General features: G+C 66.8%; 11 protein-coding genes. 4 read left to right on the top strand and 7 right to left on the bottom strand.

Annotated features, from left to right (window positions below; genetic code table 11):
* The 3 genes from M4D77_RS16280 to M4D77_RS16270 all read left to right on the top strand — a co-directional run.
* On the top strand, window positions 1–1,232 hold a 1,232-nt coding region (locus tag M4D77_RS16280), incomplete at its 5' end, for an HNH endonuclease signature motif containing protein (RefSeq protein WP_259936694.1).
* 296 nt (window positions 1,233–1,528) lie between these two features.
* The gene (locus M4D77_RS16275; RefSeq protein ID WP_259936693.1) at window positions 1,529–2,311 is read left to right on the top strand and encodes an MFS transporter; all 783 of its coding nucleotides are present in this window, start codon (window positions 1,529–1,531) and stop codon (window positions 2,309–2,311) included.
* 27 nt (window positions 2,312–2,338) lie between these two features.
* Window positions 2,339–2,824: an NAD(P)H-dependent oxidoreductase gene (locus M4D77_RS16270; protein ID WP_065631441.1), complete on the top strand. Its 486-nt coding sequence runs from the start codon at window positions 2,339–2,341 to the stop codon at window positions 2,822–2,824.
* Between the two features lie 39 nt (window positions 2,825–2,863).
* On the opposite strand, the gene M4D77_RS16265 is transcribed toward M4D77_RS16270, so the two are convergent.
* Window positions 2,864–3,616: a nuclear transport factor 2 family protein gene (locus tag M4D77_RS16265; protein WP_247450239.1), complete on the bottom strand. Its 753-nt coding sequence runs from the start codon at window positions 3,614–3,616 to the stop codon at window positions 2,864–2,866.
* 351 nt (window positions 3,617–3,967) lie between these two features.
* Here M4D77_RS16265 and M4D77_RS16260 point away from each other — a divergent pair, with 351 nt between their 5' ends.
* Window positions 3,968–4,513, top strand: a complete 546-nt coding sequence (locus M4D77_RS16260; RefSeq protein WP_247450237.1) for a TetR/AcrR family transcriptional regulator — start codon at window positions 3,968–3,970, stop codon at window positions 4,511–4,513.
* 10 nt (window positions 4,514–4,523) lie between these two features.
* Here M4D77_RS16260 and M4D77_RS16255 read toward each other — a convergent pair whose 3' ends face one another.
* From M4D77_RS16255 to M4D77_RS16230, 6 genes are all read right to left on the bottom strand, one after another.
* Entirely contained in the window at window positions 4,524–6,092 is a 1,569-nt protein-coding gene (locus tag M4D77_RS16255) for an oxygenase MpaB family protein (RefSeq protein ID WP_247450235.1), read from the bottom strand.
* A gap of 105 nt (window positions 6,093–6,197) precedes the next feature.
* Complete coding sequence (locus M4D77_RS16250) at window positions 6,198–7,583, bottom strand: amidohydrolase family protein (RefSeq protein WP_247450233.1); 1,386 nt, start codon at window positions 7,581–7,583, stop codon at window positions 6,198–6,200.
* Window positions 7,580–8,191 carry a pyridoxal 5'-phosphate synthase gene (locus M4D77_RS16245; protein ID WP_159371489.1) on the bottom strand — a complete coding sequence of 204 codons (612 nt, stop codon included), beginning with the start codon at window positions 8,189–8,191 and terminating at the stop codon, window positions 7,580–7,582. Before M4D77_RS16245 ends, M4D77_RS16250 begins: the two co-directional genes overlap by 4 nt.
* Window positions 8,188–8,988 (bottom strand): creatininase family protein, encoded by an 801-nt coding sequence (locus M4D77_RS16240; RefSeq protein WP_058249771.1) that lies wholly within the window; start codon window positions 8,986–8,988, stop codon window positions 8,188–8,190. Before M4D77_RS16240 ends, M4D77_RS16245 begins: the two co-directional genes overlap by 4 nt.
* Window positions 8,985–10,316, bottom strand: coding sequence for an FAD-binding oxidoreductase (locus tag M4D77_RS16235; RefSeq protein WP_058249772.1), 1,332 nt, complete (start codon window positions 10,314–10,316; stop codon window positions 8,985–8,987). Before M4D77_RS16235 ends, M4D77_RS16240 begins: the two co-directional genes overlap by 4 nt.
* Window positions 10,313–11,491, bottom strand: a complete 1,179-nt coding sequence (locus tag M4D77_RS16230) for an ABC transporter substrate-binding protein (protein WP_259936691.1) — start codon at window positions 11,489–11,491, stop codon at window positions 10,313–10,315. The genes M4D77_RS16235 and M4D77_RS16230 overlap by 4 nt, the downstream gene beginning before the upstream one ends.
* Window positions 11,492–11,633: the final 142 nt, after the last annotated feature.

The following is an 11,633-nucleotide window of genomic DNA, read 5'->3' as shown; positions in this document are numbered from 1 at the left end:
TCGAACTCCGCGACACCCTCATCTCACTGCCGTCACCACCCGACGACGGCAGTGGCCGTGCTCTGCACGAACGACTCGACGAACTACGGATGCTGCGCAACGTGCTCGATCACCAGATCGCCGTGCATACAGCACTTTTCGATGCCACGGGTGCCGCGGTACGGGCGGGGTCGACGACGCGAAACGTGTTGATCGAGATGGGCATGCCACCCGCGGCCGCGCACCGTCATGTGCGTATCGCCGGCGGGTTGGGGTTGGTGCCGAAGGTTGCCGACTGCGCTGCCGAGGGCTATCTGTCTGCTGAGTGTGTCGACGCGGTGATCCGTGGGATCACTCTGGTGGACAAGCGTTCGGCGTCAGCGTTGTCCGACGACGACCGGTCAACGTTCGAGAGCGAGTTGCTCGCGCAGGCGTTCTCCGGTGCCACCCCTGCCCAGATCGACGACCACGCCCGCGGGATCGCCATTCGGGTCGCCGACACCGACCCCGCCGCCTTGCCGGCGGCCGATGATGCGTCGCTGAACACCGTGCACACCCACATCACCGAGGAGGGTCGGGTCGCGATCACCGCAGATGTGACCGCGGTGATCGGGGAGAAGTTCGTGTCGATGATCGACGAACGGTCCTGTCCGCGTCCCGAACCCGACGGCGCTGCCGACCGTCGAGGCGTGGCCGAGCGCCGTGCAGATGCACTGGAACTGTTGTTGGATCAAGCTGCGATCGGCGCGGCGATGACCACCGCCGGAGCACCACGCACCCAACTGCTGGTGACCATTCCTGCCGATGGGGTTGGTCCGGCCCGGCTGCCGTGGATGGGTGCGGTGTCAGAGTCGACGGCGCGGCGGCTGTCGTGTGATGGTGGGGTGGCCGAGATCGTCCTTGACAACGAAGGGGTGCCGTTGCGGATGGGCACTACGAAACGTCTGTTCCCGCACCATCTGCGGCAGGCGATCGTCGTGCGCGATCAGTGTTGCGTGAAATGCGGTGCCCCCGCAGCACATACCCAAGTGCACCACCTCGTCCACTGGGCCGATGGCGGTCCGACCGATCTGGACAACGGGTGCCTGTTGTGCCAGCGCTGTCACACCCAGGTCCATCACCATGGCTGGCAGGTGGTGATGGGTCCCGACCGGCACCCCTGGCTGATTCCGCCCGCCGACATCGACCCGAAACGCCTACCTCGACCCGCCTACAACCGGCGCACCATGCGACTCGACGAAGCCCTCGTCTAGACAGTCCACGCGAACACTCCACAGACCCTCCGGCGTCGACCCCGGCGCCACACGATCCTTGACAACTCCACAGTGTGAAACCTCCTTCTGCTCAACGGGATGCTGTAACGAGCAATGGCGTATACCCGACGCTCCATGGGAGCAGTGGGCCCGGGCCTCCGCAAGCTCAGGGCGCTCCTCAGGAGCGGGGAGACGTCCCGCCGCAAGCTTCGGGCGCTAGGCGGCGGGGGTGTCTCGCTCGCAACCTCAATAGAGTTCGCGACGCAAACCGGACACTGGTGCCTACCTTGGATCACATGACACCCACACGCGTCTCCGGTCCGATCACCTGGCTTGCCGTGTTCCTGGCGGTCGCGCAGGTGGTCGCGCCCGTGGTCCCGTTCTCCGGCTTCGGCGCCTCGCCCAACGAATCGACCACAGATCTGTTGATCACCCCGGCGGGCTACACGTTCTCGATCTGGAGTCTCATCTACCTGCTGTCGATCGTCTTCGCCATTGCCGTGGTGTGGAAAGGTGCCACCGGGACCGACGACCCGCGGCGTCTGCTCATCGACCTCGAAGTCGCGTTCGCCGGCGCTGCGCTGTGGATTCTGGTGTCGGCCGCGGAGTGGACGTGGGTGACACCGATCGTGCTGACGGTCATGACGGTGGTCCTGCTCGACGCCGCCCGCATCGCCGCGAGACCGGCCGACGACGCGGCGCCCCGGTGGCTCATCGTCCTGACCCGCATCCTCGTCGGTGTCTATGCGGCCTGGGCCACCGCGGCGGTCTTCCAGAACTGGGCTGCGGCGATCGGTGCCGACCTCGCCGACCCTCGGTCCCTGGGATGGCAGCTGACCATCCTGCTCGCATGCGCCCTGCTCGGCCTCGCCGTGACCGCCGCCGTCGGGTCGGTGCTCGTCGCGTACCCGCTCACGCTGATCTGGGCGCTCGTCGGGATCATCGTGGCCGCCGAGGCCTCGACGACGGCGGTCGTCGGCGTCGCGATCGGGACGATCGTCGCGCTGGTCGTGACCACCGCGGCAGTGACGATACTGCGGCGTCGGGCGGGTGTGCCCGCTCCTGCTGCGGCACGATAGCCGGGACCCATACTCGAGAGGCGGACCATGACCACCACTGTTGTCGCCGGGAACCCGAAGCCCGGTTCGCGCACGCTCGACGCCGCCCGGCAGTTGGCGCGGGCACTGACCGGGACCGATCCCGACCACGTCGTCGACGTGATCGAACTCGGGCCGGGTCTGCTCGGATGGGGTGACGCCGCGGTCCAGGCCGCGGTCGACGTAGTCGCCTCGTCGGATCTCGTCGTGGTGGCGAGCCCGACTTTCAAGGCGACCTATACCGGCATCCTCAAACTGTTCCTCGACCAGTTCGCCACGGCCGAGGGCCTGCGCGATGTCGTCGCCGTCCCGCTGATGCTCGGGGCGGGCCCCGCGCACGCGATGGCGCCCGATCTGCTGCTCAAACCGGTCCTGGTGGAGCTCGGAGCGGTGTGCCCGGCACCCGGTCTGTACCTGATCGACTCGACCTACACCACCGATTCACGGATCGCCGACTACACCGACCGCTGGTCGTCGACGCTCCTCGGGTCCTGACCCCCCGACCGTGGCGATGTCGCGCCGTCACAGTGCGCCTCAGGACGCGCGGCCCAGCTTCACCTGTGCTTGCCGTAGGACCGCTGGGACCTTCGATGCCGCGAACAGGGTGCGGAACTGCCAACTGTCGTCGCGTGGCAGGATTCTCGAACGCTGGAGCGCATCGAGCGAGTCGTAGAGCGTCTCTCCCTCTTGGAGAAGGCCGTCCTTGTTGAAGTGATAGCGATCCACGGCGGGGCACTGGAGGAACCGGCCGTTGCCGTGGACGACCGCCGCCGTGTCGTCGTAGGGGTAAAGGCGTAGCGATCCGTCGAAATGTCCACTCCCCATGTACCGGATCATGGTGCGGACGGTTCCCTCCGGTGTGACGTCGACGTACACCTGGTCGGGAATCGGGTCATAGCGCCAGTCGGGGATCGCATCGAAGAATGCGAAGTTGTACGTGACGAAGTCGTCGATGCCGACGATCGTCCGGCCGAACGTCGTCACATCGGTGTATGTCATGTCGGCCGCGTACAGTTCGTCGTTCAGACTCATGTCGCGGACGAGGAAACTCCACCAGTATTTCTTGGCCCACGTCATCAGCCACGAGAAGTCGCGACCGAAGGCCCTGCTGTACAGATCAAGTTTTGCTTCCCACATCGTGAACCACTCGCGAGTCGTGGCCTGGAGTTCCTCTTCCGAGAAAACACGAACCCGTTCGCCACGGTTCGAATCGAGGTACTCGGGTGCGGGTCGTGCGAGGCGGGGTTTCCGCAACGCCTCCTGGAACATCTCTTCGCTGAAAGTCATCTTCGGTCCTTTCGATTGTGCCGCGGTGGCGGCGATGATCGGCGTGTAGCGGCGCTGGTGGTGAGGTTGTCGAGCTCGTCGCCGTTGTGCGAGAGCCCAACTCGGCGTTCGGTGTCCTCGAGTCGAACGGTGGAGAGGTGGACTCGCAGGCCCGGTGAAGGCGGCGCGTCGAATCTCGAACCAACGTGAATCATATGATTCCTCTTGCGTTGAGTACTGTCAAGGACGATGGTCGAAAGTGTGGAGAGGGGTCGGACGGTGGGTGATTCGTCGCAGAAGCGGTGGCGAGGTCAGACGCTCCAGGATCGTTCCCTGAAGCGGCGCGACCAACTCTTGGACGTCGGTGAGAGGTTGCTCGGAACCTCTGGTGCCGGTGCGGTGACGATGCGGGCGGTCGTGCGAGAGGCGGGCCTCAGTCCACGCTACTTCTACGAGACCTTCTCCGGCCGAGACGATTTCCTTGTGTCGATATACGACAGGGTCGAATCTCGAGTCCTCGAGCGGGTGGCCGCGATCGAGACCGGCGGCGATTTCCGGGCGTCGGTCCACGCGGTGTGCCGCGCGTGCGGTGAGTTCTTCGAGGAGGATCCGCGCCGTGCTCGCATCCTGCTCCGTGAGCCGCTGAGCGACGATGTCTTGCGTGAACACAGTGCGAAACGATCGCGGCTGTTCGTCGAGACGACCATGGGCCTGTTGGGGGTCGACGACGAGCTCGTTCCGACTCCGGGGCGCTTACCGATCATCGCGACCGGCCTGTCGGGTGCACTTGTCGCGCTCTACCTCGACTTCGCCGACGGCCGGTTGGCTGTCGATCGCGACGAACTTGCGGACGCCGCGGTCGAGATCGTCTGTGCCCTGGCTGAATCGGCGGGACTGCGCGGCGCGGCGCCCGAATGAGTCGACGGGGTCAGTGCACGGAGATCGGGCTCCGCGCGTCGTCGTCCTTCTCGAGTAGGAAGAAGTGTGGGCGGTCCTCCGCACGCGACTGCATGGCGCCCAGCACCACGTTCGGCCCGGCTGACTTGAACAGGTCGATGACCGGTTGCTTGTCGTAGATCATGGCGGCGGTTTGCTCTCCGCGGTAGTCCATCATGCGCACGGACGCGGCTGGGCGGTCGGCGGGCGTGATCGGGACCGTGGCGTTCAGAACCCGACGCAGCAACCGGTCGACCCGCTGCGGGAGTTTCGGTGGTCGAAGGAACAGTGGGGTGGGTATCAATGCCGGGTTCAAGGGGTGAATTCGCCCGGACTGGGTCTGGATCAGGATCGGCAGGGCATTGCCCTCGCCGTCGAAGTGCTTGCCGTACCAGCCGATCCGCTCCAGGGACCCATCCAGCCTGTGCTTCGTGAGGATCTCGGTACCGCGCCACCGTCCCCGCAACTCGCCGGCCTCGACGGCGGGTAGCTCGTCGAAGACTTGTTGTACCGCAGAGTATTCGCCGAAGGTGCGACCGTCGGCGTGCCGGGTGAGCTGCGTCGACGCGAACGGGAACGATTGCGGCTCCGTGTGCGACGCAGTGAGTCGCAGAGCGTTGTCGAGGAGCTGGGAGGTCAACGGGTCGTCGCGACGATACAGATCATGCACCTTCGTGGTGAGCGATGCGCTGCTGCCGAGGCGTCGGAAAAGGGGTTGCACGGCAACGTACATCAGACGGAGAAGCGGATCGGCGATCGTCGGCACGCCGTTGCCGCGTCGGAACACCTCGGGGAGAACGGCCAGACACATCAGTTCGGACAGTCCCAGCACCAGGTCGACCGCGACGTGCCGCGGACGACGGCCGTTGCCGAGTGTCGTCAGCAGTCGGATGGCGCGCAACCGGTCCGCAGACCAACCCTGCTTGGTCCGGAACTGGTCTGCGACCGAGTCGTAGTAGTCGTCGAGCTGGTCCGGGCTGGTCGGGAAGGCGTCGCGGGGTACACCCATGAGAACAGCGATCTGGGCTCCCTCGGAAAGGTATTCGCACACCTCCTCTTTCGTGAGACGCCGAACGCGTCGCCCATCCTGGTAAGCGAAGTTCTCATACGCGAGCATTGCTGCGTGAACGATCGTGACCGCGGCGAAGAGCATGCTCGACTCGTCGGTGGCGGCATACTTCTCGCTGGTACCGGCAATCGTCCCGCGCATCGGTCGGTGGTAGTTGAACAGTTTGCGAGCGGCCAGGTCGGCCTGGCTCTTCGATCCGAAGAGGATCGGAGCGGGAACGCTGACCGTCCGCTGTACCCGCTCGAAGAAGGTGACCTGGGGTCCGTCGGGGACTCGGGCTGTGCGCGACGGGGCGCCGAACACGGGATCGTGCTCGGCGAGAACGTGCTGGAAGACGATGTGTGGGGATTCCAGTGCGTTGGTGATCTGGGCGATCATGACCTGCGTCGCAGGGTGTAGGAAGACTTTCCACGACCACGAATCGGGGCCGAAATAGCCTACGTCTCCGTCGGCGGACCGCTCCAGCAACTCTGATCGGTCGGGTTCCGACATGGCTGTACCTCGTCTCGACGTCTGACATCGCACGATACAGGAATCGGGTGATTCCTATGACTGTGGGATGGTGTCATCTGCATGGCGCCGTTGTCAACGGCAGCGTCAGTGGGACACGTCGAGGGGTGGGCGGACCGCATGAATCCCCGACTGCGCCGCTGACGCGATCATCCGCTCGGTGAGTTCGGAATCGGCCTGTGCGCGTCGCGGATCGGCCACGTCGCGGTCCCACATCGTGCGGCCACCCACCACGACCTCGCGTAGGTTGCGCAGTCCGCAACCGAGCACGTAGGTGGCGACGGGGTCCCAGATGGGGCCGAGGTGGGGGGACCGGGGATCGACGACGAGGAAGTCCGCGAACTTCCCGACCTCCAGCGAACCGACCTTGTCGGCCACGCCCATCGCCGACGCCGACCCGAGCGTGTGGAGGGCGAGCATGTCGACGGGGGTGAGAATCGCGGCGTCGCTGTGCTTTCCGCGCTGCAGGAACAGCCCGGTGCGCATGTTCTCGAACGGGTCCGACACGTCGGTGCACGACTGGTCGTCCACACCGACGCCGACGGTCACCGAATCCCGGAGCAGACGGGGGATGTCGGCGATGCCGGAACCGAGCCGACCGTTCGACATCGGCTGCCACACCACCGCCGACCCCGTGTCGCGCACACGCGCGACCATGTTCTCGGTGGGGTGCACGAAGTGTCCGAAGGCGAAGCCGGGGCCCAGAACGCCTGCGGCGTCGTACCAGTCGAACTTCGACTGCTGGATCTCGATCTGCTCGGCAGTCTCGACGAAGTGCGCCTGATTGGTGATCCCGTACCGGTCCATCAGTGCCCGTTCGCGTTCGGCGGTCGCTTGCGACGACGACCACTGCACCGAGCCGTAGACCGAACCACCCAGATCGAGGTCGCGGTCGACGGTCGCCAGGTGGCTCATCACCTCGTCGAAACCGGCGAACGCGGCGTCCTCGCCGAGTTGCTCGTCGTCGAGTCGCACACTGGTGACGAATCGGATCCCGGTGGCCGCCAGGCCGTCCACCTGGGCGGTGACGAACTCCGGAGAATGCACCCGAGCCGCCTTGAGGACGGACTCCTCGTAGTCGAAGAGTGCCAGGACGCGGGACTGGGTGAAGTTGTACACGGAGGTGATTCCCGAGGACAGGTGATCGAGCCCGCCGGCCAGCGTCATCCAGTACAGGTCCTGCGCTTCGGCGCCGAGCAGCATCGTGCTGTTCAGCGTGACCCATTCATAAAGTGGGCTGTTGGGCGCCACCCCGCGCATCCCGCCGGTGTAGATGTGACTGTGTGCCGAGACGAAACCGGGTGCGAGGAAGGCGCCGTCGAGATCGTGGCGGGGGAGCGGTGCGTCGGCCGGCGGTGAGCCCTCGCCCATCCCGGAGATCCGGCCGTCCTCGCCCACCGACAGCCATCCCCAGAACCAGGGCCTATCGCCGCTGACCGGCAGTACGAGGGCGTTGTGGTAAGTGCCGGTCATCCCGGTAGAACCTCCGAATTCCAATGATTTCCGTTGTCGGTGAACCGTACTCGCTGCGACGGCCCGTCCGGGTCGCCGCGCCAGAAGGTGATCTCCCGCAAGTCGACGGCGTACCCGGTCCAGGTGGGCGGTGCGGTCAGTCGCGGGTGGGCCGAGTCGTAGTCGGACCATCGCCGACGCCGCTCCTCGGGTGGCATTGCGGCGAGGTCGTCGTCGTTCAACCATGCCAGGAGTTGCAGGTACCGGGAACGGCGCGAGTAGGCCTCGGACAGTTCGTCGTCCGACGCTCGCCGGACGTCACCGTGCGCGACGACCTGCCGGCCGACGGCGGGCCAGGCGATCGCGATCGAGGCCCGGGGGTTGTCGGCGAGTTCGGCCACCTTGGCCGACCGGCTGTCGGTGTGGAAGTAGACCGCGGTGTCGTCGGCCTCGGTGATCAGCACGTGTCGGACCCGGGGATAACCGTCGGGGCCGCACGTCGCCAGTGCCATCAACGGCCGTGGCTCGTCCGACGGGGGAAGCCAGTTCCGCAGCAGCGTCATCGGGTGGACCGAGAGCTGATCCGCGCTCGCGCAATCGGTTCCGAATCCGGTACCGCTGGTGATCAACGCCCCACCCGGCCCGGGTCGAAGGTGGCGATCTCCGGCAGCGCGGCGACCAGGTCCTCGACGCGCTCGTCGAAAAGCTTCGCGCCGATCGAGGCGTCGGCTCCAGTGGGGTCGCCGATCACCCCCGACTCGGCGAAATCGGTGGACAGCCAACCGAATCGGACGGTGCCGGCGAAACCGACGTGCCCGGCGTCGGCGACCGCGTCCGCCACCGTCGCGACCGCCTTGTCCATGTGCACGAGATCCGGCCGGAGGTGCAGCATCATCGAGGTCTCCGCCCAGCCCGCGTGGATACCGAGTCCGCGCTCGGTGGGACCGGGGTGACCCGGGCCGGAGGAAAAGAAGGTCTGCAGGTCGAACCGTCGTCGGAGTTCGCGCGCGGCGACCTCGATCAGTGCGGAGTTGCCGCCGTGCGCGTTGAGGAACAGCACACGACGCGCCGGGGTCTGTGCGAGCGACGCCCCGATGTCGACGATCGTCTCGAACAGGGTGCTCGCCCGCAGCCAGATCGTGCCCGGGAGCCGCGAGTGCTCGTCGGATTTGGTGTAACCCAGCGCCGGCAGGAGCCAGACATCGTGCCCCGCGGCGGCACCGCGGTCCACGACGGCCTCGGCGACCGACTCCGCGACGATGAGATCGGTGGCCAACGGCAGGTGCGGGCCGTGCGGTTCGATTGCGCCCGTGGGTAGTACGAGAATCGAGTCCCGCGACAGGGTGGTGCCGATCTGTTCGGTGGTCAGCTCGGCATAACGCCGATGCGCGGCCGGGCGCGTCGTCCTGGTGGTCACCGTGTTCACATCCACCTTCCGGGATTGAGCAGACCCTTCGGGTCGGTCTGGTGCGCCAGCGCGCGGACGCGCTCGGCATCGAGATCGACGTACCACTGGTGCGGGGAGTGGACGCCGACCCCGAGATCCTCGAGTGCGGCGACGCCGTCGATGACCTGCTGCGGACTGCGGTAGATCCCGTTGAGCATCCCGAACATCATCTCGTGGCCGACCTCGAGATGCAGCATGCCGCCCTCGTACACCTTCTCCACCTCCTCGAGCCGGGTGACGAGTGCGTCCCCGCGTACCTCCATGTGGAACCACCTGTCCGGCTGCGACTTCTGCAACCACCACGTCGGGTGGTTGTAGGAGAGCGTCGACAGCTTGACCGTCTCGGCGATGCCCTCGCGGACCGCTTCGACGCGGCCGCCGGCGGCGACGACCAGGTCGGTGGTCTCCGCCAATGCCCGGGCGTCGATGATCCCGCGCACGCTGGCGCGACCGCGGACGAGCGCGGGGTCGTCGGGCAGCGCCCCCGTGATGACGGGGCCGTCCGCGGACAGCAGACGCGGCTTCGGTTCGACCGCCGCCAGTCGGAGCGCCGCGTCGAACGCCTCGCGTGTGGAGCCGAAACTCGCGTACACGCAGCGCCATTCCTGCAGCGGTTCCACCCGGACGGTGGCGCCGACGATGATGCCGGCGACCCCGTAGGTGTGCACGAACGGGGTTGCGTCGTCGCCCTCGAGATGGACCACCTCGGCCTCGCCGGTCGCATGGACGACATCCAGTGCGTCGACGAACCCCTGATGGTTGCGGCCGTGCACGATCGTGCCGGTACCAGCCGAACCTCCCGCCAGGAACCCGCCGAGCGTCGACTGGACGGTCGACGGGTACATCCACAGCTGGCTGCCGTGCGACCATGCGGTCTGTTCCAGGTTGATCATCCGCGCGCCCGCCTGGGCGGTGACCGAACGGTCGGTGACGTCCCCGATCGCGGTCAGCGACGTCATGTCGAGGACGAGTCCGCCGAAGCGCGGGATGACCTGGCCGTAGTTCCCGGTTCCCTTGCCGCGCGTGGTGATCGGTACGCCGCGGGCGACCGCCGCGCGGACGATGTGGGGCACCGCGTCGGCCGTGCGCGGGTAGCACACGAGATCGGGTCGGCCGAGATCCTGCGCCGACAGGATCGGACTCATCCCCGAGCCGTCGCGGGCCGCCCGTTCGAGCGCGCGGGGAAGTGAGCTGATGCCACGCGGGCCGACGATCGCGAGCAGGTCGTCGGCCAGCGCATCGACATCCTCGGGGCCGAAGTCGGGGCGTCCCTCGTCGGTGCCGACCGCGACCACCGGAGCGGTCATGACGGCAGGCCCACCGAGGTGTCGATGAAGCGGTTGGTCGCGATCGCCTCGGGCGTCAGGCCGTCGGCTGCGGGCGTGCCCTGCTCGGTGAAGATCGGCCCGGTCACCTCCATCACCCGGGCGACGCGCGCGGTGTCGAAGTTGCCGATCGTCGTGTCGGTGCCGTTGCTCACCAGGTTGAGGTCGGCCATCGTCTCCCGCGCGTAGTCGGCGTTCCGCTGGGAGTACACCCACCCCGTGTCGTACTGCTCGACGGCGTCGAGGATGACCGCGTCGGCCGCCTGCGGCGACGCCAGATAATCGACCGAACCGCGCTGCAACACCGGCACCAGCTGCTCGAGGCAGGCGGCGTTCTCCTCCAGTGCGTCCGAGCGAACCGCCACCGACGACTTGTAGGACGGGAAGCCGACGTCGTGGATCAGCTGGTACTTCACCGGCTTCTGCCAGCCCTCGACCTCTTCCTGGTAGACCTGCGGCTCGGAGCTGGCGAACCCCTGCTGGGCGGTCTTGCCGCCGTCGGAGACGAAGTTGGCCGGCGACCCGTCGTAGCTGCCGTCGACCTGCGCGGGGGAGAGGACGCCCGACCCGGTCAGGTAGTCCATGTAGGTGGCCCCCTCGAAGTACAGGACGCGCGCGTTCGCCGCCTTGAGGTCGGCGATCCCCTGGACCTGCGGGTAGGTGGCGGGATCCCACATGATCATCTGCGGACTGATGTCGAGCGGTGCCATGACCGCCGTCGTCGGGTTGTCCTTCGAGTTCTGGATGGCCTGATCGGTGTCGACGTAACCGAGGAGGATCTCCCGGTCGGAGTACATCTGCGAGGTCACCGACTGGAAGCCGATGGCGGGTCCGCCGGCCCGGATCTCGATGTCGACGCCGGTGTATTCGCCGCGGTCGAAGAGCGGACCGACGACGCGCTTGTTGCCGGCATTGATCGCGGGGTCGGGGCCGAGGAGTTGGTAGAGGTGGCCGTGTTCGGCCTCCGGGTTCCAGTCGGTCTGGATGACGACCTTGTCGGGACAGTTGGCGCTCAGGTCGACCGGACCGACCGCCCCCGTGTAACCGGAGGATTCGGTGCTCTCCCCGGAACTGCACGCGGCGGTGAAGGCGAGGGCGGCGGCGACGACGGCGACACCGGTGGTCTTGGACAGGCGACGCCAGACGGGTGTGTTCATGAGATGAGTTCCTTTTCGGGCTGAGAGATTCCGGAAGTTGGATGGAGGATCATGGGGTGTCGACGACAGGGACCCACCCGCTGGTTGAGCCGGCACCGAGCGCAGCGAGGAGCCGAAACCCCCGCTGGTTGAGCCGGCACCG

The sequence above is a fragment of the Gordonia sp. p3-SID1431 genome, from assembly GCF_025143765.1.
Classification (GTDB): Bacteria; Actinomycetota; Actinomycetes; order Mycobacteriales; family Mycobacteriaceae; genus Gordonia; species Gordonia hongkongensis.
Note: the sequence above shows the minus strand (reverse complement) of the source record. Positions and strands in the feature narration are given on the sequence as shown.